This is a genomic window from Pseudomonas sp. UYIF39 (assembly GCF_029963765.1).
Lineage (GTDB): Bacteria > Pseudomonadota > Gammaproteobacteria > Pseudomonadales > Pseudomonadaceae > Aquipseudomonas.
Map to the genome: position 1 here is coordinate 587,973 of NZ_JALBYU010000001.1, position 24,303 is coordinate 612,275.

Genomic DNA, 24,303 nt, shown 5'->3' on the forward strand with positions numbered 1-24,303 from the left:
CGTCGCGCAGCTCTCTTCGTTCGTGACTACCAATAAGATCTGGTGAATCAAGATGACCGTGAAAATTTCTCAACTGCCGCACTTGCAGCAATTCTTCCGACAAGCCTCGGGACTGGACAACAACGAAGGCGAGCCGCGCCTCTGGCCCTCCAGTCGCCAGCCGTTGCCCAAGATAAAGGCGTTCGTGAGCTTTATGACATCGCGCCTGACGTAATCCGTCACTGTGATCCAAGCGCAAACCGCCGTAACGCTGATTTCGCCGCGGGTCATCCAGTGCTCTGGTGGCGCGGCGGCTGACCCGACAACGCGGGGTCATTTGTGCCGCCCCCGACTATTTGACGCGCTTTGGCATTCCGCAGACCCTGGAAGAACTGAGCCAGCACCGTTGCATTGTCGGGCATCGGCGCGGCCAGCCGCTGTCGTGGCGAGTCACGCAGGCGGGGCAGACCGTACGATACGCGCCGCCGTCGACCCATCAGATTGGCGACGGAGAAGCCATGATTCTTGCGGCGGTCGCCGGCACCGGTTTGTGCCAGATGCCACGCAGCCTGTTCCAGGACGATATCCAGGCCGGCAGGCTTATGGAGGTTCTGCAAGTGCATGAACCCGAAGCTGTCGATGTGCATGCCGTGTGGCCAAAGTTGTCTCACCTGCGGCGGAAAGTCAGGTATGTGGTCGATGAGCTGGTCAAGCTATGTGAGCATTGGCACTGACGGAAAGCCAAAGTGAATAGAGAACGCGCCAAGCCCATGATTTCAAAGGAACAGGGTTTTGTGAAAAAGGTACCGGTGATTAGTGGAATTGGACACTAACTTAGGGAAACTCTGAAAAGGCTTCCAGATTTGGTGAAATACCCGCCTCACAGGAATCGAACGGTTGAGCCCCGATGAAACAGATGTCCTTCGCCGATGCCGAGTATGCCGGCAAACGTAAGAAGACCCGCCGTGAGCGCTTCCTGATCGAGATGGATCAGGTCGTGCCCTGGAAAGGCTTGATTGCCTTGATCGAGCCGCATTATCCGAAAGGCGAAGGCGGTCGTCCGGCGTATCCGTAGCTGGCCATGCAAGTGGAAGGTATTCTTGCCGATATCGATCCCCAGAACCGTCACGGTATTCATGAGAGATCCTCCTTCGGTAAAATACCGATGTGGAGAAGCGTGCTGAGCATCAGAACCGCACGATGATTTGGTCGATTGCCGCGCGTCCCAGCAGCTATAGAAAGCACGGAAAAAAGAGTTTGATCGGGCGTGTGCGACGCAAGATCGAATACGCCAAAGCGCAGGTGCGGGCCAAGGTTGAACATCCCTTTCGCGTGATCAAGCGCCAGTTTGGCTACACGAAAGTACGCTTTCGTGGCTTGTCGAAAAACATCGCCCGACAGACAACCCTGTTCGCATTGTCGAACCTGTGGATGGTGCGAAAACGGTTGTTGAATGCGGGAGAGGTGCGTCTGTAATGCGGGCTGATCGCCCTGAAACAGCACGATCAGAGGAAAGAGCCGTGAATTAAAGACAAGAAGGGTCTGTTTTTCGGCCGACTTGGATTTTTTTGAACCTCAAGCAGCGAGGGCCTCAAAAATCGGTGGGTACTTCAGACCTTCCTTAGAAACCAATTAAGAATTGAAGTCATTGCAAAACAGAGACTTACTGGTCTTGTTAATATTTTTCAATATTTTAGTTAGCCGTCAAGCGTCTTTCATTATAGAGGGGGCGCTGTAGCGAACTAAAACATAATTTTTAGAGAAGGGTAGCTTGAATAAAAAAAGATTCTTATTTTATTCTATTGGCCTTGGCTCGACCTGCAGAGTTTGGATTAGATTGTCACGAGAAACTAGAATAAATGATCATGGTTTTGGTTTTCAATGGATGAAAACTCTATAAGCTATTCATATTTCTTATCAATTATAGAATAAATCAATCTTCTAAACGGGCGCGAATAGTTGTGTGGCATTTCGAGCCGTTTAACTAACTTGGCGCTCGCTCGTACATTTCTAACGGTGGTGTCAACGCATAGCAAGCCCGTTATTCAGTTTTAAGTGCTGATACAAATGCAGCCAGCAAAGGATCTTTTTCGGCATTTTGCTTGTGCCTTCCGATGAAAATCCACTCGTCTTCTGTCCAAAGAATTCGTGTTGTTTTAGGTGCTTTCCAGTCAAATACAACCTGATAGATTTTCGTTTCCCGCTGCTGGACGACGACGCATTGCTCAAGGCAAACCAACAATCGCTGCCCGGGCTCCAGGGGCGGAGCATTGAGCGGGACACACATCTTTATTCCTGTTTTTCGCATGATGACTTTCGTCCTTAAAATTCAGAAATCGTCGGCGTTAAATCAAAAGCAAAGGAAATCCGTTGCTGCGAGGGACTCCTTTTATGCTTTTGAGCATGACGCCATATATGCTCTTCAAGGTGCAATCATCACCGTCAAGCAAGTCGTTTTGGACCCGTACAGACAATCACGTTCAAGGAGTGGAATTGATAGCTCATTGCTGATCGTGAGCGCTTTTCGGCTCGGTTTTATTCTCGATCTGGCCGTCAGAGCCTTCTACCACTTGAAGCTCATCCACAAGGTCGTGTGCCTTCAAAGAACAAAGCATTAGGCGGGTCCGCTCAGGCCGGCGTACCTCAGGAGGTATAGCGGTTCCGCTGATGACTAGCCTCCGAGGGTTCATATGTGCATAATATTATCATTCAGTGATAATAGAAAGGCAGTCTAGTCATCCTTGCCTCAGGCAGGAGCGAGGTTTTTTGCTGAATTGCCGGGAGGCAAAATCATGCATGAGAACAGAAATATGTGAGCGCTTGGAGAGCTGTATGAAACGCGAGGACGTAAAAATCAAACACGCTGAAGGCATTCAGTTTGATACCCATTTGATTGCTAATCCGGCCAACACACAGGAGTGGATTGCCTTCTTTAAAAAGGAAGCAGGACGAAGCTTTTTCCTGGTCAATGACAACGAAGAAATTGAACCCTTCCGACACCTTGATGATTTGATTCATGAACTGCGTGAAATCGGTATCAAGGTTGCTGAAATTCATTTTTGAATTCTTTTCCTTGGAGTAACGTCATGTCTGTAAGGGTCGAACATCTGTCTAGTCAGAGTGAGGATCTATGGTCCGTGTGTGTAGGTGCCCGACGAGTTCAGTTCCGCAATGAGCAGGGGGCAAAAGACTATGCGGCAAAACTGAAAGAGCGTATTGAAGCGCCACATCTATACCCGTATGCATCGCCGGCAACCGGCGACAGAAGTATCAGTAAGTAACTAAATGTGTTGCCCTTGCTTTATTATAAATATTGAAACATAACAAAAATAATAATATTCCCTGGATAAGGGTGACACATCAGTCTGCGAGTTAAATAGAAAACTTTAAGCTTATGTCGAGCGTGTTCGACAAGCGAATGCCCGTTCATTCAGTATCTGGAGTCACATAATGAGGGTGAAAGTGCCTACTAAAAAGCCAGCGGAAATTGGCCTGTCAAGGGCTGCTGGCAAACTGGCTGCGGAGGTTTTGAGCATGATCGCGCCTCATGTCAAGCCAGGCATTTCTACCGACGAGCTTGATACGCTGTGCCATGACTACATAGTTAACGTGCAGAAGGCCATTCCAGCCAATGTCGGTTATCACGGCTTCCCTAAAACCTTGTGCACTTCTATCAATCATGTGGTGTGCCACGGCATTCCGTCGGATAAAAAGCTTCGGGATGGCGATATCATCAATATCGACATCGCAGTTCTCAAGGATGGTTGGTTCGGTGACACAAGTCGCATGTACTTTGTGGGTGAGCCAAGCGCTGAGGCTCGCCGGATAGTGGAAACCACCTATGAGGCGATGTGTGCCGGCATTTATGCAGTGGGTCCTGGTGCCACGCTCGGCGATGTCGGGCATGCCATTCAAACTGTGGCGAACCGTGAGGGCTACAGTGTTGTGCGCGAATACTGCGGACATGGCATCGGCATGGTTTACCACGATGAGCCGCAGGTTCTTCATTATGGGAACCCTGGCGAAGGACTGAATCTGAAACCGGGCATGATTTTCACCCTTGAGCCAATGCTCAATGCTGGAAAGCGCGACGTAAGAACGCTTGGTGATGGCTGGACGGTGATCACCAAGGATCTTTCGCTCTCGGCCCAGTGGGCACATATGGTCCTGGTCACTAATGATGGCTTTGAGGTGTTGACTCCTTGGCCAGACCAATCAGAGGAGCAGCAGGAGATTTTTTAATCTAGTGGTCAGTCCTCCTGCTGAGGCGCGGCGGGGGACATAAAAGCGCCAGCTCTGACTGAGCTGGCGAGTGTGTCTATCTAGTCTCGCAAATAGGCCACCAAGGCATCAGCGAAGGACTCAGTTGTACCGGTTCCCCCCATATCCGGTGTCACTTGATCGCAGGAAGTTTTCAGAACAACGCGGATAGCGGTACGAATGCGTGTCCCCTTGTCCACCATGCCCAGGTAATCAAGCATGTCTGCGGCAGCCAACAACAATGCACATGGATTCGCTATGTTTTTTCCGGCGATGTCTGGTGCCGAGCCGTGGACTGCTTCGAAGATGGCCGCATCGGCACCGATGTTCGACCCGGGCGCCAAGCCCAATCCACCCACCAGGCCTGCGCACAAGTCTGAAAGGATGTCGCCAAACAGGTTGGTGGTGACAATGACATCGAATTGATGGGGATTCATCACCAACTGCATACAGGCGTTATCGACGATCATCTCGTGGAATTCGATTTCCGGATAATCCGCAGCGACCGCACGCGCAACCTCAAGAAACAAACCGGAGCAAGACTTGATGATATTGGCCTTGTGCACCGCGGTAACTTTCTTTCGGCCTTTGCTGCGAGCCAGCTCGAACGCGTATCGCACGATGCGTTCGGAGGCTGTGCGTGTGACGCGAATGCTCGCCAAAGCGACTTCACCGTCCGCTGAAATACTTTGTCCTTCGGGTAAGTACGCCCCCTCGGTATTTTCGCGCACCGTGATGATGTCGATATCTTCGAAGCGCGAACGGGTCCCAGGAAAACTGATCGCTGGTCGTACATTGGCATAAAGATCGAAATGGCGGCGAAGGTGGACGTTGATCGATGAAAATCCACGACCAATCGGTGTCGTCAGAGGACCTTTGAGCGCGACGCCATGTTTGGCGATTGTCTCAATGGATACTGGGGGCATCAACTGCCCATGTTGCTGTAAGGCCTCTAGACCGGCCTCAACGAAGTCGTAGCGAAGATTGCAGTCAAGAGCATCGAGTACGCGTAACGTCGCTTGCATGATCTCAGGGCCGATGCCGTCACCCTTGATGATTGCGATGGTTTTGCTCATGGTCTCTTCCTTAACAGCGCTATGTCAGCCAGCTGTATTGATTGGGTCATTGAGACTGGTGTCACGAGTCTGCTGATAAGCGTTGACTGCCCGACGGCTTTACCGCGGCAGCACGCTGTGTTTCATCGTCCGCGCCGTGACTGCGCAGGTCATCGCGGATCAAATGACGGGGCGTCCTGAGAGGGTGTCAGATCTCGCGCCGCACAGAGCTACTTGAGGAGGATGCTGATGCGGGGCGAGCTACCAGCTACCGGGTCAAGCGTGCTGTCATTGCTCCAGCGAATACAGGCATAACATTAACATATAATGATAATGCTATGCGTATAGAAGTAGCGTTTTCATCGTAATGACTGTAAGGCGTTTGAACGTCTGTGCATGACAGGTTGAGGTGGCTTTCTGGCCGGAATAAAAGAGCACGAGTTGTGGCTTGAATAGTTCTGGGCGTCGTACCGCCAAACCCAAACCAGCGGACTCACGCTTATCAACAGGCATTGGTTCAATTTCGCATGACGCGGCGGACAAAAAGCCTGACGTCATCAAAGGCAGGCACGATTGCCAGCGTCACCAGAACCATCGCGAGCGGTACCGTTGAGATGTAACCGATGTGCTTGAACCCAAATGCACCCACCACGCCGCCGAAGAAGAAATTCAGCGCGAGCAGTATCAGGATTTTGAGCCGGTTCCGATTGGCGAGAACTTTTGGATGGGTCGATGTGCTAACGGCATTCCAATAAAACAGTTTTCCAAACTCGATACCGATATCCGTGATGATCCCGGTGATGTGAGTCGTTCGGATTTCGGCTTTGGAAATTTTGGTGATCACCGCGTTTTGCAGGCCCATGATGAAACACAGCAGCATCACGGTGACGGACACGAACAAACCATCCACGGTGGAAAGCTGAGCGCCCATAAATCCAAAGCAGATGAGCAGAAAGGCTTCGAACAAGAGGGGCACTGCAAACTCACTGTGCATCCGTCTGCGTCGGGAGTAATTGACCATGACCGTAGAGCACGCAGCCCCAACCAGAAAAGACAACAATGCGCCGGCGCCACTAAGCACCAGGTCGTAGTCTCCCAGCACACTGTTGTCTGCCATCGAAGAAACGATGCCTGTCATGTGTGAGGTGTACTGATGCACCGCCAGGAAACCGCCAGCGTTGATTGCTCCCGCGACGAAGGCCAAGGCAAACCCAAGATGTCGGTTTGCGGCTGCGGTACGTCTTCGCCCGGTGAGGCTCCTGACATATTTGATCGGCATTTGTTCACCCTTGTCTCAAGGGTATGAGGAGCAAAAAAGCCAACCGATTATGCATATCTGATATCACCAGGTACTCGCGATTTAGACAGGGCTGCTCGTTGGGCGTTGAAGCCGTTGGTTGTTGTTTCTTCTGATCGGTGAACAGAGGATCGCCTGCTGGCGCAGCAGCTTAGAGCGGGTAATGCGTCGGGTAATGCAGCTTCGCAACGCCGGTGTCGATAGCGGCCTTTGCCACTGCGCCGGCTATGGCTCCGAGCAGGCGAGCATCGAGCGCTTTGGGGAGGATGTAATCGCGCCCAAACTCGAGCTTATCGACGTTGAACGCTTGCAGCACTTCCACAGGCGTCGGCTCTTTGGCCAATTGGCGCAGTGCTTCCACCGCCGCAATTTTCATCGCTTCGTTGATCCGGGTTGCGCGAACGTCCAGCGTCCCGCGGAAGATGAACGGAAAGCCCAAAACGTTATTGACCTGGTTCGGGTAATCAGAGCGACCGGTCGCCATGATCAGGTCATCGCGAGTGGCCATGGCGAGCTCGTAGCTGATTTCAGGGTCTGGGTTCGAGCAGGCAAACACGATCGGATTAGGTGCCATCGCTGCCAGTGCTTCTGCCGGAAGGAGATTGGCTCCAGACAGACCGACAAACACATCAGCGCCGTTCATGGCTTCCATCAGCGTACGAGGGCCACCGTCGTTAACGAACTGTGCTTTGTATTGATTGAGGTCTTCGCGTGCGGAGTGAATGACACCGGTACGATCAACCATGTACAGGTTGCTTTTTTGAGCGCCAAGACTAAGCAATAGGCGCATACAGGCAGTGGCGGCGGCACCGGCACCGAGGCAAACAATTCTCGCATTTTTCAGGGTTTTGCCCTGAATCTCCAAGGCATTGAGCATGCCGGCGGCAGTGACGATGGCAGTGCCGTGTTGATCGTCATGGAAGACTGGGATGCTGCACTGTTCGATCAGTGCCTTTTCGATTTCAAAGCACTCAGGAGCCTTGATGTCTTCCAGGTTGATGCCACCAAAGGTGTCAGCAATGCGCACGACTGTATCGATAAAGGCCTGGGAACTCTCAGCATTGACTTCGATATCGATCGAGTCGATTCCGGCAAAACGCTTGAACAGCAATGCCTTGCCTTCCATGACCGGCTTGCTGGCCAAGGGGCCTAGATTGCCGAGGCCCAGAATGGCAGTGCCGTTGGTGATCACGGCCACCAGATTTCCTTTACCGGTGAAGCGGTAAACATTCTCTGGGTCCTTCGCAATTTCGCGTACGGGCTCGGCTACGCCTGGGCTGTAGGCCAGTGCGAGTTGGGCGGCTGTGTCGGCAGGCTTGGTCAGCGCAATGCTGATTTTTCCAGGGATTGGGAATTCGTGGTAATCCAGTGCGGCCTTCTTGAAGTCGGTAGTCATGCGATCACCTAATTAGATAGTTATTACAATCGCATGTTAACACTATTATAATGATAGGCAGCTAGGTTCTGACCCACAGACCAGGATCAAATTGCCAGTTCAGCGCTGCTGATGAAGGGGTTTATCAGCCAGCGGACCCACTCTGTTGGCCCTAAGACTTCAGGGCGGGCCTGTATCTGTTGGTCAGTAGAGATCCTCCTATGCTTGAACCCGTCTTAGGCCACCTTGTGTGGCCATTTTTTGCGCGCTCGAATGACCTAAGCGCCAAGGCGCTTAGGTCATGGGCGTGAACGATAAGCTCGGCTGAGCGCGGTGATCAGCATTGATCAATGATCTTGGCTGTGAGAGACGTGGTGAGTTCGCGGGAAGGCATGGGGTGCGTCGATTCTTTCTTTGAGTGTGGCGGCATAGTCCGTTGCTCCCTGCTCAGTCCGAAATTGGATGCAGCGGCTACCGAAACAAACCGACCAAAGCGCTTCGCTTTGGCCGGACAGATACTCAACCTTTACTGACATGATCAAACTCCTTGAGTGGAACAATCAGAAATGAACTTCGGCGGACTTGATACCCAGCTCTCGAAGCTCGCGGATCAGTTCATCGAGGTGTCCAAATGACTCAATTTCCTCGTTGTCATTGACCAGAAAATAGCTTCTCCCAGCTTCCTTTTTGAAAAGAATGATCCACTCGTGCGTATTGGCCGGGTTGGCTATCACATGCGTGTCGAAGTGCATGCCTTCACCGTGTTTGGTTTTGACGTCTTCGCGTTTCATTCGGGGTCTCCGGGCATATGTTTATGCGCTCTCGACACCGTATCTACAGTGTCGCTGGTGTCGTACGAGGCGAGGCCAATTGCTTGCCTATTATCACTACGTGTAAATAGTATGCACATGGCACCATAGCGAGGCTAGTCATGATTGCCATACGAGAAGATTGGAAAGCGGGCTTGTTAGGGCGCGAGCATTGGCTTCGAAATATCGTCTCGGGGGTCATCGTCGGCGTCTTGGCGCCACCCTTGGCCATGGCATTTGCCATCGCCTCGGGCGTCAAGCCGGAGCAAGGGATCTACACGGCAATTGTTGGTGGCTTATTGGTTTCGCTTTTCGGCGGAAGTCGACTACAGATCGCCGGCCCTATCGGCGCGTTCATCGTCATTCTGGCCAGCGTAACGGCCAAGTACGGCGTTGATGCTTTGCAGATCGCGAAAATGATCGCGGGCGCAATATTATTACTGTTCGGCATCACCGCGCTTGGTGCTCTCATCAAGTTCATTCCCGATCCTGTGATCGTGGGGTTCACCGCCTGCATCGGGGTACCCAAAATGGGTCTTCCTGAAATAACGCTGCCACAGATCATTGAATTGATTGGTCCTGCGATCGCGATGCTGGGGGCGATCGAGTCGCTGTTGTCGCCGACGGGATGGCCGACACCAAGCATGATTCCAATCAGGAGTTAATCGGACAAGGCATTGCCAATCAGCCCATTGCGGGTTTTGCGCAGGCCGGCACGTTAATTTTATTGATCTTCTTGGCACCTCTGGCTTCGGATATGCCGCTGTGCGCGTTGGCTGCGATCTTATTCGTGGTCGCTTACAACATGAGCGAACTGAAACACTTCAAACGCATGGTCAAACGAGTCTATATACGGACGCTGCGCGAAGTTATTGAGCAGTTGCGCAAACGCAGCATCGTCGTGAACTTGTGCGAAGCCAACGAAAAAGTCCTTTGCAAGCTCAACAGGGCAGGGATTCGTCAGGCGCTCGGCTTACAGCACTATCATGCTGACTTCAGTGACGCACTGGTCAGTAACGACGAGATCGACAAGACCCAGGGCTAGAAATGAGGTGCAAGAGAGTAGAAGGAGCGATGAGCAGGTATTCGTCGTACCCGCTCATGCGCAGATGAATCACTTACCATTGGCCGCAGTTTTGCTTTTGGTGGCGTAGGACACGCCATGCGTCTCCAGATAGTCCCGAATAAGCTGACGAACGACCTGAGAGGGCGTCAGATCCTGAGACGCGCACAGCTCCTCAAGCGCTTTTTTCTTGACGGGATCAATGAGCACAGTTAATCGTGCAGTCTTATTTTCCATGGAATTACCTGTACCCTAAAACGGTCAATGTTAATCAAATTGTAATGGTCGGAGTTTTATTTGTCACCGGTTAGGTTCGTTACAGTTAACTGGATTGACCGTGATCAAAAAATGGCGACGGCACGTCTACCAGAAACGGGTATAAGTAGGGATAAATGGACGGGGAGTGGGCAGGGAAACTGGTTCTGGCCTCGCCCGAATCAATCTTCATGGTCTCATTTATCCGTCGGGCTCTGACGTCCACGGCCCCTCGGAAGACGAAGGACGATGCCAGACAGCTGGCTAATTCATTTGAATGTTCGAAACTGTCAGTGACGAGAATCAAGTCCGCCCGAATTTCACGAGCCTGCCAAGGCAAAATCGCCCGATAGGGGCCGGCGTAGGCAAACACGATGGGGTTGCTTGCCATAGGCAGAATCGCTTCCGGGATTAACCAGTTCGGGTCTGCAATCCCTTCATGGCTGCAGGCGAGTGCTGCGTGGGTCCATATTGAACCGACTGCCCCAGCTGCGCGATCGTGTGAACACACTCGTGGTTATGACAATACGAGATAAGTGCGCACCCAAGTTCAGTAGCCTCACACACTCGGCCGCTGCACGCCCGTGCAGTCCATAAACGATTCTGACGCCTTTAAGTCTTTTCCCATGAGCTCTAAGTGCAGTCAACAGACTGGCCACCACCACAATTGCAATCCCGCGTGCTTCGTCTGAGATCATCGGGATGTCGCATTGAGCGATCAGCGCTTATTCGATCTCCAAGCTCTTAGACTCGGCCATACCCTCCATATGGATGCCGCCGAAGGTATCGGCAATGCGAGTGACCGTATCGATGAATGCGGCCGATTCGCTGGTGTTGACCTGAATATCTCTCGCGTTGATCTTGGCCAGTCGCCTAAACAGAAGTGCTTTTCCCTCCATCACCGGCTTGCTGGCAAGAGATCCCGGTTGCCCAGATACAGAATCGACGAACCGTCGGAAATGATCGCGACGAGGTTGCCCTTACCTGTAAAGCGGTAGACGTCTTCTGGATTTTTGGCTATCGCCAAGCAGGGCTGCGCGACCCCTGGGCTATGTATTTTTATTATCATTCTATGATAATGTAATTAGACCCTGATGCGTGTCTTTGAGGGTGCCTCATTTCAAGAACTTCTCCCATTTGCAGTACAGGCTGGTTCCGTAGATGAAGGCTTACCACGCTGGTTGGGTGATCTATTACTGTGAGTTGTCAGGCGTTGCAGCCTTCGCAGTGACAGGCACCCTGATGGCAGGGCGAAAATCGTTGGACTGGTTCGGAGTAATTACGATCAGTTTAGTCACCGCTTTAGGCGGCGGTGCCTTGCGTGACGTACTGATGGCACATTATCCGATCGAGTGGGTTTCCAATGAGAATGGCTTTTTGGTAGGGGTTAGTGCTTCGCTAGGAACCATGATTTGGGCGAGGACCTTGAAAGCCTTTAACGATAGGGTGTTGTTGGTAGCCGATGCATTTGGATTGGCTGTATTTACGGTCAGAGGGACAGATATGGCTCTTCAGCAAAACCTCCCTCCCAGCATCGCAGTGATCATGGGCGTAGCTACAGCGGTCGCAGGGGGTGTGATGCGAGATGTGTTGTGTAACGAAATACCGTTGGTGTTTAAACGTGAGGTTTATGCATCCATCAGTATTTTGGGGGCCGTCGCCTACATCACGCTGCTGGATTTGCAGATGTCACTTGAAGTAGCGTCTGCAATCGCCATTACGTTCGTTTTTGTCAGCCGTATTGCCGCCATTCGTTGGAAATGGAAGCTACCCAGATTCCATGTAGTCGATTGATCTTGTTGCTTAGCCGACAAAGCTACGTCCTATAAAAGAACATGAGTGATGCTAAGTCATCTCTGCCCCCCCATCCTTGAGGCTGCTCCTGCAGCCTTTTTTTCCTTCGCCATTAGATGATTTCGCGTCAAGGGAAGGGCTAAAAAGCTGCCTTGCACGTTTACTCGACATTATTAGGTAGGCCCCAAGGTCACCAGGTTCGAACCCGAGTGCGCACGCCGTCATATACAAACACCACGCGCGTCAGGCGGTCACATGGTCTTTGTTCGCCTCCAGCCGCTCAACCCAACGCTTGAGCCTCAACGCGTAATGGTGGCGTAGGGCTTGTATCCAAGAATCAGTTGCCAAAAAACCAAGGAATTAGTTCGGAGCGCTTGAGCATTCGCAAACAACTGCCGGCAAAGTTCCATGCAGACACATGATTGAACATATGGGCGATGACCGATGTTCATAAGCGGCTGTAACCCTGGATTTTGAGACCCGTTAGCCAGAAATCAGGTTAGAGTGCTCATCAATGTCTGTTCATAAGGGCCCTCCATTCGATTCGCGTAGTCGCGCCAAGCGGTTCCAGCGAATGAACCGGGCAAAAAAAACCGTATATCAATCGTTATGTGAAGAATGAATCGTCCGCTGTTTGTTTCTCTAGATGGGCCCAAGGGAACCGGCAAAACCACACTGTTGGAGGCCGTTACGAAAGTATTGAGGGCAGACAACAAAAAGGTGATCCGACTGTGCGAGAAAAAAAGCGATCCCTATAGGGGTGAAACAATGGCCCTCGTTAACAAGCTCGTCAGAAATCCCAACCGGGATTTGGAGTTGGGGGTTTGTGAGCGCTTTGCTGATAGCCGTACCTGGATTTCCCAGCACGTGCTGGCTAAACAGCCACCAGGCAGCATCATCTTGATCGATCGCTGGTACCCATCTGATGCCGCGTTTCGCCTGCTAATCCCGTTTGCAGAGATTCTACAGTTAAACATTGATCGAAATGTGCGAGTGCCAGACCTGCATATCGGGGTTGTCACCGCCCCTGATATTTCATGGGCGAGGGCAGCGGCACGACGGCGCGGGCTGAGCAGTACTGTGATCCATAAGCTGGAAGAACATGTCGCTTGTACCATGGCGTTCGAGCGAGCGATTGCAGATCACGGCTGGGTTTTATGCCGTAATGAAGGAACGATCGAAGACGCAACGATGCAGGTGATTTCGGAGATCTATAGAGTCCTTCGATGCCCTGCAGGCGAAGTTCGCTGCGCCGGCCTTAATGCGGTTGAGATAGCCGTAGATATAAGGTGATTTGTCACCGCTGCGGTAGCCGGCTGACGCTTTGACTGGGGGGCCTGTCGCCTAAATGGGTGTCCGGTTTCATTAGACCACTACAGTTGATCCGTTCACTCGCTATCAACAGGGCAGTCGCCTGCCAGTGAATGGGCGCACAGGGACAGATGACTGTCAGGCTATGCTCGTGTCGCAAACGCTTCAACCAGCAGTATTCCCGGCACCATCCAGCCTTCCTCATGCTTCCTGAAGCAGTCGGCCAGATAAATGGCTGATTGATTGCCTATGCCTGTCTGTACAAGTATGTATTTGCGCGTTAGAGTCGACCACGCGTCTCGACACGCTTATCCGCGAATTGGGGTCTGTGTGTGTTCTTTTTAACGACACACGTGCTCCATAACTGTACTCGTGCGCCACAAGCGCTTCTGTTGGTTCTTAGGAATAAAAACAATGAAAAAATCTATTTTGACCCTTTCAGTATTGGCTCTATGCGTGGCTGCTGGCTCTGCCCTGGCCAAGGAGTACAAGGAGTTGCGCTTTGGTGTCGACCCCTCTTATGCGCCCTTCGAATCCAAGGCCGCCGACGGTAGCCTGGTGGGCTTTGATATTGATCTGGGTAACGCGATTTGCGCTGAACTGAAGGTCAAGTGCAAGTGGGTAGAAAGCGATTTCGACGGCATGATCCCCGGCCTGAAGGCCAACAAATTCGACGGCGTGATTTCTGCCATGACCGTGACCTCATCGCGGGAAAAAGTCATCGATTTCTCCAGCGAATTGTTTTCGGTGCCCACGTCGTTCGTGTTCAAGAAGGGCTCTGGCCTAAGCGAAGACATCAAGACGCTGGCTGGCAAGACCGTGGGCTATGAACAAGGCACCACCGAGGAGGCCTACGCCAAGGCCGTGCTGAACAAGGCCGGGATCAAGACCCAGGCCTATTCCAATCAAGACCAAGTTTATTCTGACTTGGTGACTGGTCGCCTCGACGCCTCAATTCAGAACATGCTGCAAGCTGAAATGGGTTTCCTGAAGTCCCCGCAAGGCGCCGACTTTGAAGTCAGTAAGCCAGTCGATCACGAGCTGCTGCCAGCGAAAACAGCGATGGGTCTCCTCAAAGGCAACGCCGAGCTCAAAACCCTGGTGGACAAAGGTATAAAGGCGCTGCACGACGACGGCACCTACGCGGCCATCCAAAAGAAACACTTCGGTGATCAGAATATTTACAGCGGCAAATAACGACGCTGCGCCCATTCGCGGATGGGCGTTTTCCTGATTTACGAAGGGCTCCCCAATGTTAGAAAACATATTGCAGATGCTGGGGCTGTCAGGCTTCAGTCTCAAGGGCTTCGGCCCACTGTTGCTGCAAGGCTCCTGGATGACTGTCAAGTTATCCTTCCTTTGCTTGCTGCTAAGCGTGGTCTTGGGCCTGGTCGGTGCCAGTGCCAAGCTTTCAAAGTCGGCACTGTTGCGCGTCCCCGCGCAGGCTTACACCACGCTGATCCGTGGAGTGCCGGATCTGGTTCTGATGCTGCTGATCTTCTACAGCCTGCAAACCTGGCTGACCAATCTGACCGCAGCCATGGGTTGGGATTACATTGAGATCAATCCATTCAGTGCCGGTGTGATAACTCTAGGCTTTATCTATGGGGCGTATTTCACCGAGACTTTCCGTGGCGCGATCCTCGCTGTGCCCCGTGGCCAGATGGAGGCAGCCACTTCTTACGGCCTGACCCGTGCCCAGCGTTTCCGCTTCGTGCTGTTCCCGCAAATGATGCGTTTTGCTTTGCCGGGTATTGGCAATAACTGGATGGTCATTCTCAAGGCCACCGCTCTGGTCTCGATCATTGGTCTGGCCGACTTGGTCAAGGTGGCTCAGGACGCGGGCAAGAGCTCCTATCAACTGTTCTTTATCCTGGTGCTGGCTGCCTTGATTTATCTGGTTATCACCACCGCATCGAACTACGTCTTGCGCCGGCTGGAAATCTTCTACGCCGCAGGCACTCGGGAGGCCGTGCGATGATCGAGCTACTGCAGGAATACTGGAAACCCTTCCTCTATAACGATGGCTACCACATCACCGGGTTGGCGATGACGCTGTGGCTGCTCAGTGCCTCGCTCTTCTTCGGTTTCGTGATGTCGGTTCCGTTGTCGATTGCCAGGGTTTCGACCAACGTTTGGGTGCGCTGGCCGGTGCAGTTCTATACCTATTTGTTCCGTGGCACGCCTCTGTATATACAGCTACTGATCTGCTACACCGGCATTTACAGTATCGCAGCAGTGCGATCCCAGCCCATGCTCGACGCATTCTTCCGCGATGCATTGAACTGCACCATCCTGGCCTTCGCCCTGAACACTTGCGCGTACACCACAGAAATCTTCGCTGGGGCGATCCGTAACATGAATCACGGTGAGGTCGAAGCAGCCAAGGCTTTCGGACTGCGCGGCTGGAAGTTATATGCCTACATCATCATGCCGTCTGCACTGCGCCGCTCGCTGCCGAACTACAGCAACGAAGTAATACTGATGCTGCACTCGACCACCGTCGCGTTCACCGCCACTGTGCCGGACATTCTCAAGGTCGCCCGGGATGCCAACTCGGCAACGTTCCTGACTTTCCAGTCGTTCGGTATCGCCGCCGCGATTTACCTCGCAGTCACTTTCTCTCTGGTTGGCCTGTTCCGTTTGGCTGAACGCCGTTGGCTGTCTTTCCTCGGCCCGGCTCATTAATTCAGGATGTTTGAACATGTACAAATTGACCGTTGAAAACCTGCATAAAAGCTATGGCAACCACGAAGTGCTCAAGGGCGTTTCGCTCAATGCCAAGACAGGCGATGTGATCAGCCTGATCGGCGCTAGTGGATCGGGCAAGAGCACCTTCTTGCGTTGTATCAACTTTCTGGAAACGCCCAACGACGGTGCCATGGGCCTGGATAACCAGCCAATTCGCATGATCCATGACCGCCACGGCATGCATGTGGCCGACGCTGATGAACTACAGCGTCTGCGCACGCGCCTTGCGATGGTGTTTCAGCATTTTAACCTGTGGAGCCACATGACTGTGCTCGACAACATCACGATGGCCCCGCGCCGAGTACTGGGTGTCAGTAAGAGGGATGCAGAGGAGCGGGCCCGGCGTTACCTGGACAAGGTAGGTTTGCCGTCCCGCGTCGCCGATCAATACCCGGCCTTTCTCTCCGGCGGGCAGCAACAGCGGGTTGCTATTGCCCGGGCTCTGGCCATGGAGCCGGAGATCATGTTGTTCGACGAGCCGACTTCGGCGCTGGATCCGGAGTTGGTGGGCGAGGTGCTTAAGGTTATCCAGGGTCTGGCCGAAGAAGGCCGAACCATGATCATGGTGACCCATGAGATGAGCTTCGCGCGCAAGGTGTCGAACCAGGTTTTGTTCCTCCATCAAGGGCTCGTGGAAGAGCAAGGTTTCCCTGAAGATGTCCTGGGCAATCCCAAAAGCGAGCGCCTTCAGCAGTTCCTCAGTGGCAACCTGAAGTAACCGGAATGCCGTCGAGCGACTGTTCGGTCGCTCAGATGCTCCTTCGCACGCGCTCTGCCCACTCGGTCGTGCGTTTGCGGTGGGAGTAGGCCGCTGTACAGCTTGACGAGGAGAGCAACGTGCCGAAGCAATTCCGAAATTTTCCTTCGTGGGTAGATCAGCTCAGTGATCCCCCCGCGCCACACTATGCGCAAGTCAAACAGATGATCACCCAGCTGATCTTGAGTGGCACCTGGTCAGCTCACGAACGGATACCTTCGGAGATTGAACTGGCTCAAGAGCTGGGATTGAGTCGCATGACCATAAGTCGCGCCCTTAGAGAACTCACCGCCGACGGTGTGTTAGTGCGCATGCAAGGGGTAGGGACGTTCGTAGCCGAACGGAAAGGTCAATCGGCATTGTTTGCCGTCACCAACATTGCCGACGAGATCAGCGAACGTGAGCATCGCCACCACTGCGAGGTGATTCTCCTGTGCGAGGAGGGGGCTAGCGCGGGCCAAGCTTTGTCGCTGGACATGCGCGAAGGACAGCGGGTGTTTCATTCCCTGATCGTGCATTACGAGAATGATGTGGCGGTGCAATTGGAGGATCGCTACGTGAACGCGGCAGTGGCTCCGGATTATCTGCGGCAGAATTTCGTGATGCAGACGCCCTATGCCTATCTTTCCAAGGTCGCTCCTCTGACTGAAGGTGAGCATGTGGTCGAGGCGATCCTGGCCGACGAGGAGGAGTGCAGGCTGTTGCAGATCACGCCTCATGATGCGTGCTTGTTGATTCGTCGGCGGACTTGGTCTGGCTATCAGTCTGTCACGTCCGCGCGCCTGATTCTGCCAGGTTCACGGCACCGTCTGGAGGGGCGATTCGGTGCATAACTTGGGGCTGAGCCTGTCGCGCTCATGGGGCCGCACGCCTCGATTGCCTGCAGTAACCTGCGACAGCGCAGGACTGTCGAATTGCTGAATCCCATCACTACGCTGTCTTAACCATCTCTTCAAATAGCCTTGCCCTTGATCTGCAATAGGCACAACTCCGCTGGATGAACGAGTCACAAAAGACAAATTAGAGGTGAGCAAAATTTTGCTTGATTATGGTTGTATATACATGATTATATTTATATGCGATGTGTAGCACTAAACCAATAAATAGGCTGAGAAAGTCATTTCGAGAGGATTTACCGGTGAGCAAGCCATCCCATTTCCGTAATGTCGAAATCCGCGCAGCGCGTGGTAATAAGCTGACGGCCAAAAGCTGGCTGACTGAAGCTCCACTGCGCATGTTGATGAACAACCTCGACCCGGAAGTGGCCGAGAACCCTAAAGAACTGGTGGTTTACGGTGGTATCGGTCGTGCGGCGCGTAACTGGGAGTGCTACGACAAGATCGTCGAGAGCCTGACCAATCTGAACGACGACGAGACCCTGTTGGTGCAATCCGGCAAGCCGGTCGGCGTGTTCAAGACCCACAGCAACGCTCCGCGCGTGCTGATCGCCAACTCCAACCTGGTGCCGCACTGGGCGAGCTGGGAACACTTCAACGAACTCGACGCCAAGGGCCTGGCCATGTACGGCCAGATGACCGCCGGCAGCTGGATCTACATCGGCAGCCAGGGCATCGTCCAAGGCACCTACGAAACCTTCGTCGAAGCCGGTCGCCAGCACTATAACGATGACCTCAAGGGTCGTTGGGTGCTGACCGCAGGCCTCGGCGGTATGGGCGGTGCCCAGCCGCTAGCCGCGACCCTGGCCGGCGCTTGCTCGCTGAACATCGAATGCCAGCAAGTCAGCATCGACTTCCGTCTGAACAGCCGTTACGTCGACGAGCAAGCCAAAGACCTCGACGACGCACTGGCCCGCATCGCCAAATACACCAAAGAAGGCAAAGCGATCTCCATCGCGCTGCTGGGCAACGCGGCTGAAATCCTTCCGGAACTGGTCAAGCGCGGCGTGCGTCCGGACATGGTCACCGACCAGACCAGCGCCCACGACCCGCTCAACGGTTATTTGCCAGCCGGCTGGAGTTGGGAAGAGTACCGCGCTCGCGCCAAGACCGAGCCGGCTGCTGTTGTGAAGGCCGCCAAGCAGTCGATGGCCGTGCACGTTAAAGCGATGCTCGAATTCCAGAAAATGGGCATTCCGACCTTCGACTACGGCAACAACATCCGTCAGATGGCCCAGGAAGAAGGCGTGGAAAACGCATTCGACTTCCCTGGCTTCGTACCGGCTTACATCCGTCCGCTGTTCTGTCGTGGCATCGGCCCGTTCCGTTGGGCTGCACTGTCGGGCAACGCAGAAGACATCTACAAGACCGACGCCAAAGTCAAAGAACTGATCCCGGACGACGCCCACCTGCACAACTGGCTGGACATGGCCCGCGAGCGCATCAGCTTCCAAGGTCTGCCGGCGCGTATCTGCTGGGTTGGCCTGGGCCTGCGCGCCAAGCTGGGCCTGGCATTCAACGAAATGGTGCGCAGCGGTGAATTGTCGGCGCCAATCGTCATCGGTCGCGACCACCTGGATTCCGGCTCTGTGGCCAGCCCGAACCGCGAAACCGAATCGATGCAAGACGGTTCCGATGCCGTGTCCGACTGGCCACTGCTCAACGCTCTGCTCAACACCGCGAGCGGCGCGACCTGGGTTTCCCTGCACCACGGCGGCGGCGTCGGCATGGGCTTCTCCCAGCACTCGGGCATGGTGATTGTCTGCGACGGTACGGACGAAGCGGCCGAGCGTATCGCTCGCGTACTGCACAACGACCCGGCGACCGGCGTCATGCGTCACGCCGATGCGGGTTACCAGATCGCAATAGATTGCGCCAAAGAGCAAGGCTTGAACCTGCCAATGATCACCCCTGTTAAAGGAGCCAAAGCATGAACACACTCAACATTATCCCAGGCCAACTGAGCCTTGCCCAACTGCGTGATGTCTACCAGCACCCGGTGAAAATTACCCTCGACAACAGCGCTTCGGCCCAGATTGAAGCCAGCGTTGCCTGCGTGGAACAGATCCTCGCCGAGAACCGCACCGCCTACGGTATCAATACCGGTTTCGGCCTGCTGGCCTCGACCCGCATCGCCACCGACGACTTGGAAAACCTCCAGCGCTCGTTGGTTCTGTCCCACGCTGCCGGTGTTGGTGAGCCGATCAGCGATGCGCTTGTCCGACTGGTTATGGTGCTCAAGGTCAACAGCCTGAGCCGTGGCTTCTCCGGCATTCGCCGCGCCGTTATTGAAGCGCTGATCGCATTGATCAACGCCGAGGTTTATCCGCACATTCCGTTGAAAGGTTCGGTCGGCGCATCCGGCGACCTGGCGCCTTTGGCCCACATGTCGCTGGTGCTGCTGGGCGAAGGCAAGGCCCGCTACAAAGGCGAATGGCTGGAGGCGACCGAGGCGCTGAAAATCGCCGGTCTGACTCCACTGACACTGGCTGCCAAAGAAGGTCTGGCGTTGCTCAACGGTACGCAGGTGTCTACCGCATACGCATTGCGTGGTTTGTTCGAGGGCGAAGATCTGTTCGCTGGCGCACTGGCCATTGGTGGTTTGACAGTTGAAGCAGTCTTGGGCTCGCGCTCGCCGTTCGACGCTCGCATCCACGCCGCTCGTGGACAAAAAAGCCAGATCGACACCGCTAGCGCTTACCGTGACTTGCTGGGCGAGCGCAGTGAAGTCTCTGACTCGCACCAGAACTGCGGCAAGGTTCAGGATCCGTACTCCCTGCGTTGCCAGCCGCAAGTCATGGGCGCGTGTCTGACCCAGTTCCGTCAAGCCGCCGAAGTGTTGGTCGTCGAAGCTAACGCCGTCTCCGACAACCCGTTGGTCTTCGCTGCCGAAGGCGATGTGATCTCCGGTGGTAACTTCCACGCCGAGCCTGTAGCCATGGCTGCTGACAACATGGCACTGGCCATCGCTGAAATCGGTTCCCTGAGCGAGCGTCGCATTTCGCTGATGATGGACAAGCATATGTCGCAACTGCCGCCGTTCCTGGTGGCTAATGGCGGCGTGAACTCCGGTTTCATGATCTCCCAAGTTACCGCAGCGGCGCTGGCAAGTGAGAACAAGGCACTGGCGCATCCGCATTCGGTAGATAGCCTGCCGACTTCCGCGAATCAGGAAGACCACGTGTCCATGGCTCCAGCAGCCGGCAAGCGGTTGTGGGAAATGGCTGAAAACACCCGTGGCGTGCTCGCTGTAGAGTGGCTAGCGGCCTGCCAGGGCCTAGACTTGCGCGAAGGTCTGAAGACTTCGGAGAAGCTGGAGCTTGCCCGCACCAGTCTGCGCAGCAAAGTGGCCTACTACGAGAAAGATCGCTTCTTCGCGCCGGATATCAATGCGGCGAGCGAGCTGTTGGCTTCCCGTTGCTTGAACGAACTGGTGTTGCCGAAGTTGCTGCCTAGCTTGTAATCGGGGGGAGGGGCCTTTGGCCCTTGTCTCGGGTGAGCTGAATTGGTCGAGTAATCCCGCACATTAGCTACAGTGTTTATGCAGTTTTTTGCTCTACAGCTATTGGCGACAGACAGTCGTTGTAGCTGTGGAGCTTTTTTGCGTTTGTAGTACATGAAAATTCACGACAGCCATGGCCTGAGATTTTGAGTCTCAGCGCGATGCCTATGACGGCCGCATTTTCGCTGAAGCGCTGTTACAGGATCTCTAAACGCCCGCCCGTTCCACCGGCAAGCTTTGCGTCGGAGTGTCCGGCAGCGTAATCGGAGCTCTTAGCATTCGATTCATCTGCCTGCTTGCCAAGCCTCCATCCCAGGCGGCCCCAGAGCAATGCGCACGCTGTACCGACAACCGCAAGCAGGCCGCCACCTTGGCCCAACATGTCAAGCGCACTTTTGCCCCCGCTAAATGGCATCGCCTGCGCGATAAACGACGGTACCGATGACGCTTTTGGCCTTGTATTTACTCTCGGCGTCGAGTGGCGCGAAGAGCATCTCCCGACCCGGACGGGCGAAGGCATATTCGCCGATGCGGCGCACGGCCATTTGGGCAGCGAGGATGATAAAACTTGGTGCCAGCGCGAGCCCAATCAGGCCGATGCACATCAGCAGCGGCACGATCGCGAGAAGCATGCGCACCCCCAACCTCTCCGCCAAGCGGCCTGTCAGGAATAGCTGCGAGAATATGGCGCCAGCCTGGACAATGAAGTCGATGATTCCTAATACGCGAATCTGAGCCAGACGATCAGGAAAAAGCTCGGCCACCAAACGTGCTTGTTCTAAGTAAAGAAATGTCGTGATAGTTGCGAGCAGCACCACAGAGCTGGATATACCGAGTAGGTAGGGCGACTTCAGGACTCGCGTCAAGCCGCTGAAAGGGTTGCGGGTACAGGATTGCTCAGAATATCCATCGAAGTGGCGCTGGGGCGTCCTGCACCGCCGATCTCATGCCAGCGTATCAGCGGGCAGCCATTGCAAACTCTCCACGCCCGCCGTTATGCCCGTGGATTCGCGGATCGGACGCAGCATGAAGCAGCCGGTGAACAAGCAAAAAAATAGCAGGAAGCCTGAAGTCGCGGGGAGCAACTCCTGAGATTCGGCGTTGATACCTTGGCTCAAACGAAGCTGCGGGAATGACGTGTTCATCCCAAATCATGATGGTTCAATTCATCAAGTGCCTTCAGGCCTCAACTGTCTCTATGCGCCCCATTTACTGGCAGGCGACTGCCTAGGCGATAGCGTGAGGACGGGTGTACTAAACGTACATAGGTGACGATTTTGCTCTGACTCCAGGTTCGGCGTATGAGCACGAGGCAAGGTTCATTAGCATCGATTTGCATGTGTTTGCTTTCTTCGTTGCTGGGGTGACAGGCTTCGACGATGTGTTCCATCTCGTCGGGCTTGATGACCCGCAACAGGTACTTTGCCGGTTGCAGGTGCTCGCCAAAGTCTTGCTTCAGAAATTCTGGCACCAGCTCGGGATTGACGTAACGATCCTCGAGTTGCACGGGCACGCCTTCTTCGCTGTGAACACAGACCAGATGAAAAACTGAAGAACCGGTGGTCAAGCCCAATGCGGACGCCACCGGCATTGAGGCCGATTCGCGCCCCAGGTGCAGGACACGGCAGGTGTAACTGTGACCTCGGGCGAGGATTTCGTCGGCAATGTTGGTGATACGCAGCAAGTTTGATTGCGGTTTGCTTTCGGCTACGAACGTGCCAACGCCTGAAATCCTGACCAGATGACCTTCTTCGGTCAGTTCGCGTAAGGCCCGGTTGACGGTCATGCGCGAAATGCCCAGTTCTTGCACCAGTTGGTTTTCTGAAGAAATCAGGTCACCAGGTTTCCAAACGCCCGCGCGAAGTTGGTCTTGCACATAATCCTTTGCACGCCGGTAGAGCGCTTGTGGTGCATTTTTGATCATTAGTCATTCCGTGTTTCTAGTGCGGCAAGGACGTTTGCCAGTGCTTGGAGGAAAAGGTCGTTATCCTCACAGCTTCCGACAGAGACGCGCAAGTACTCAGTGTATCCAACTTCGCGCCACGGTTTGATGATAACCCCTTCACGCAGCAGTGCTTGGTTGATTACTTCGGCCGGATAAGGCGTGCTAAAAAACAGGAAGTTGGCCAAGGACGGTGCGGTCGTAATGCCTTGCTCGTGCAGCGCCACTTCCAGCCGCCGGCGCTCGCTGGAGACATGGGATAGACAGGCGTTTAGATGACCATCATCTGCCAGCGCCGCAATCGCTGCAGCTTGTGCCACGCTGTTGACGTTGAACGGGGTGCGCAGGCGGTTAATCAGATCTGCCAGCAGTGGATCGCTGACGATACCGTAGCCGATGCGCAAACCTGCCAGGGAATAAGCCTTGGAGAAAGTCCGCAGAAGGATGAACGGTTTGCCGCTGGCCTGAATCAAGCCGAGGCAATCCGGGTACTCGGCCTCCCATTGCGCGTATTCGTAATAGGCCTCATCAAACACCAGCAGACACTTCGAGGGCAATGCGTCGAGCAGCTGCTGCAACTCGTCGGCGCTTAAGGTGCAGCCGACCGGATTTGACGGGCATGAAAACATCAGCACATGGGTGTGGGGGGTGAGTGCAGCGATCATTGCCGCTACGTCGAAGGTGCCTCTGTCGGTCATGGGAACACCTACCACCCGGGCACCGGCGGCCATTGGGTATATGAAGTGCAACCCGAAAGATGGCACCACGGTAACTACTTCGTCATCGTGGTCTAAAAACACCCGGCTGATGACGCTCAGCAAATCTTCCGAGCCGTTGCCGAACACCAATTGATTCTCGGGTACGTCGAGCTTTTTCGAGAGTGCAGAGCGTAATGCCTGGCAGCCAGTATCGGGGTATAGCGCAATTTCGCTGCAAGCTCGAGCCGTTGCGGCGCTAACGGTGGGTGCTGTGCCCATCGGGTTTTCGTTGCTGCCTAGTTTGGCGACGCGAGTCAGGCCGAAACGCTTGCGCACAGCATCCGAGGCGAGGCCGGCGTTGTAACTGGCCAATTCGCGCACTTCTGCGCGGGCAAGCAGGTTCAAGTCATTGGCATTCATACAGGGTTAACCTCATTAGTGTCTTGCTGGAAGGCATTACGATCTAGGCAGTTCTGCAGGAATTGCTGCAGGCGCGGCTATTCGGCGTTATGTCTGATCTCGTACGGCTGGTAGTTGAATGGGTCTGAGCGGTATCAGT

Annotated in this window: 21 protein-coding genes and 4 pseudogenes; 15 read left to right on the plus strand and 10 right to left on the minus strand. The window is 54.2% G+C overall.

Annotated elements, in window-relative coordinates; translation table 11 throughout:
- Window positions 1-52 precede the first annotated feature (52 nt).
- The 3 genes and pseudogenes from MO767_RS02720 (at window position 53) to MO767_RS02730 (ending at window position 1,455) form a co-directional block, all read left to right on the plus strand.
- Entirely contained in the window at window positions 53-214 is a 162-nt protein-coding gene (locus MO767_RS02720; protein ID WP_282479302.1) for a hypothetical protein, read from the plus strand.
- Window positions 215-269: 55 nt separating this feature from the next.
- A pseudogene (locus tag MO767_RS02725) lies at window positions 270-713 on the plus strand (LysR substrate-binding domain-containing protein); the annotation flags it as partial.
- Between the two features lie 173 nt (window positions 714-886).
- A pseudogene (locus tag MO767_RS02730) lies at window positions 887-1,455 on the plus strand (transposase).
- A 565-nt stretch (window positions 1,456-2,020) separates the two neighbouring features.
- On the opposite strand, the gene MO767_RS02735 reads toward MO767_RS02730, so the two are convergent.
- Window positions 2,021-2,287 (minus strand): hypothetical protein, encoded by a 267-nt coding sequence (locus tag MO767_RS02735; protein ID WP_282479304.1) that lies wholly within the window; start codon window positions 2,285-2,287, stop codon window positions 2,021-2,023.
- Between the two features lie 524 nt (window positions 2,288-2,811).
- On the opposite strand from MO767_RS02735, the gene MO767_RS02740 reads away from it, so the two are divergent.
- Entirely contained in the window at window positions 2,812-3,042 is a 231-nt protein-coding gene (locus MO767_RS02740) for a hypothetical protein (RefSeq protein ID WP_045060682.1), read from the plus strand.
- Between the two features lie 387 nt (window positions 3,043-3,429).
- Window positions 3,430-4,221, plus strand: a complete 792-nt coding sequence (map, locus tag MO767_RS02745) for a type I methionyl aminopeptidase (RefSeq protein ID WP_282479305.1) — start codon at window positions 3,430-3,432, stop codon at window positions 4,219-4,221.
- 80 nt (window positions 4,222-4,301) lie between these two features.
- Here map and MO767_RS02750 read toward each other — a convergent pair whose 3' ends face one another.
- From MO767_RS02750 to MO767_RS02765, 4 genes are all read right to left on the minus strand, one after another.
- On the minus strand, window positions 4,302-5,315 hold the full coding sequence (locus MO767_RS02750) for an isocitrate dehydrogenase (RefSeq protein WP_282479306.1): 1,014 nt from the start codon (window positions 5,313-5,315) through the stop codon (window positions 4,302-4,304).
- Window positions 5,316-5,811: 496 nt separating this feature from the next.
- Window positions 5,812-6,573: a YoaK family protein gene (locus MO767_RS02755; protein WP_282479307.1), complete on the minus strand. Its 762-nt coding sequence runs from the start codon at window positions 6,571-6,573 to the stop codon at window positions 5,812-5,814.
- A gap of 169 nt (window positions 6,574-6,742) precedes the next feature.
- Window positions 6,743-7,987: a malic enzyme-like NAD(P)-binding protein gene (locus MO767_RS02760; RefSeq protein WP_282479308.1), complete on the minus strand. Its 1,245-nt coding sequence runs from the start codon at window positions 7,985-7,987 to the stop codon at window positions 6,743-6,745.
- Between the two features lie 539 nt (window positions 7,988-8,526).
- Window positions 8,527-8,757 (minus strand): hypothetical protein, encoded by a 231-nt coding sequence (locus tag MO767_RS02765; protein WP_046047630.1) that lies wholly within the window; start codon window positions 8,755-8,757, stop codon window positions 8,527-8,529.
- A gap of 140 nt (window positions 8,758-8,897) precedes the next feature.
- On the opposite strand from MO767_RS02765, the pseudogene MO767_RS02770 reads away from it, so the two are divergent.
- A pseudogene (locus tag MO767_RS02770) lies at window positions 8,898-9,820 on the plus strand (SulP family inorganic anion transporter).
- Window positions 9,821-9,889: 69 nt separating this feature from the next.
- On the opposite strand, the gene MO767_RS02775 reads toward MO767_RS02770, so the two are convergent.
- Together MO767_RS02775 and MO767_RS02780 are read right to left on the minus strand one after the other, a co-directional pair.
- Window positions 9,890-10,075 (minus strand): ribbon-helix-helix protein, CopG family, encoded by a 186-nt coding sequence (locus MO767_RS02775; RefSeq protein ID WP_045060687.1) that lies wholly within the window; start codon window positions 10,073-10,075, stop codon window positions 9,890-9,892.
- A 743-nt stretch (window positions 10,076-10,818) separates the two neighbouring features.
- On the minus strand, window positions 10,819-10,992 hold the full coding sequence (locus MO767_RS02780) for a hypothetical protein (RefSeq protein WP_282479309.1): 174 nt from the start codon (window positions 10,990-10,992) through the stop codon (window positions 10,819-10,821).
- Between the two features lie 262 nt (window positions 10,993-11,254).
- On the opposite strand from MO767_RS02780, the gene MO767_RS02785 reads away from it, so the two are divergent.
- From MO767_RS02785 to hutH, 9 genes are all read left to right on the plus strand, one after another.
- A complete protein-coding gene (locus MO767_RS02785; protein WP_282479310.1) occupies window positions 11,255-11,887 on the plus strand; it encodes a trimeric intracellular cation channel family protein in 633 nt (210 codons plus the stop codon).
- 618 nt (window positions 11,888-12,505) lie between these two features.
- On the plus strand, window positions 12,506-13,180 hold the full coding sequence (locus MO767_RS02790) for a dTMP kinase (RefSeq protein ID WP_282479311.1): 675 nt from the start codon (window positions 12,506-12,508) through the stop codon (window positions 13,178-13,180).
- Between the two features lie 432 nt (window positions 13,181-13,612).
- The gene (locus MO767_RS02795) at window positions 13,613-14,395 is read left to right on the plus strand and encodes a transporter substrate-binding domain-containing protein (RefSeq protein ID WP_282479347.1); all 783 of its coding nucleotides are present in this window, start codon (window positions 13,613-13,615) and stop codon (window positions 14,393-14,395) included.
- A gap of 55 nt (window positions 14,396-14,450) precedes the next feature.
- Entirely contained in the window at window positions 14,451-15,179 is a 729-nt protein-coding gene (locus MO767_RS02800; RefSeq protein ID WP_282479312.1) for an ABC transporter permease, read from the plus strand.
- Window positions 15,176-15,886, plus strand: a complete 711-nt coding sequence (locus MO767_RS02805) for an ABC transporter permease (RefSeq protein WP_282479313.1) — start codon at window positions 15,176-15,178, stop codon at window positions 15,884-15,886. The genes MO767_RS02800 and MO767_RS02805 overlap by 4 nt, the downstream gene beginning before the upstream one ends.
- A gap of 16 nt (window positions 15,887-15,902) precedes the next feature.
- Window positions 15,903-16,667, plus strand: coding sequence for an ATP-binding cassette domain-containing protein (locus tag MO767_RS02810; RefSeq protein ID WP_282479314.1), 765 nt, complete (start codon window positions 15,903-15,905; stop codon window positions 16,665-16,667).
- A gap of 119 nt (window positions 16,668-16,786) precedes the next feature.
- Complete coding sequence (hutC, locus tag MO767_RS02815; RefSeq protein ID WP_282479315.1) at window positions 16,787-17,539, plus strand: histidine utilization repressor; 753 nt, start codon at window positions 16,787-16,789, stop codon at window positions 17,537-17,539.
- 305 nt (window positions 17,540-17,844) lie between these two features.
- On the plus strand, window positions 17,845-19,536 hold the full coding sequence (gene hutU, locus MO767_RS02820; protein WP_282479316.1) for a urocanate hydratase: 1,692 nt from the start codon (window positions 17,845-17,847) through the stop codon (window positions 19,534-19,536).
- The gene (gene hutH / locus MO767_RS02825; protein WP_282479317.1) at window positions 19,533-21,065 is read left to right on the plus strand and encodes a histidine ammonia-lyase; all 1,533 of its coding nucleotides are present in this window, start codon (window positions 19,533-19,535) and stop codon (window positions 21,063-21,065) included. Before hutU ends, hutH begins: the two co-directional genes overlap by 4 nt.
- Before the next feature lie 235 nt (window positions 21,066-21,300).
- Here hutH and MO767_RS02830 read toward each other — a convergent pair.
- From MO767_RS02830 to hisC, 3 genes and pseudogenes are all read right to left on the minus strand, one after another.
- Window positions 21,301-22,249, minus strand: a pseudogene (locus MO767_RS02830) (hypothetical protein).
- A gap of 41 nt (window positions 22,250-22,290) precedes the next feature.
- Window positions 22,291-23,028, minus strand: a complete 738-nt coding sequence (gene hutC / locus MO767_RS02835; RefSeq protein ID WP_149630893.1) for a histidine utilization repressor — start codon at window positions 23,026-23,028, stop codon at window positions 22,291-22,293.
- Window positions 23,028-24,164: a histidinol-phosphate transaminase gene (gene hisC / locus MO767_RS02840; protein WP_282479318.1), complete on the minus strand. Its 1,137-nt coding sequence runs from the start codon at window positions 24,162-24,164 to the stop codon at window positions 23,028-23,030. The genes hutC (MO767_RS02835) and hisC overlap by 1 nt, the downstream gene beginning before the upstream one ends.
- Window positions 24,165-24,303: the final 139 nt, after the last annotated feature.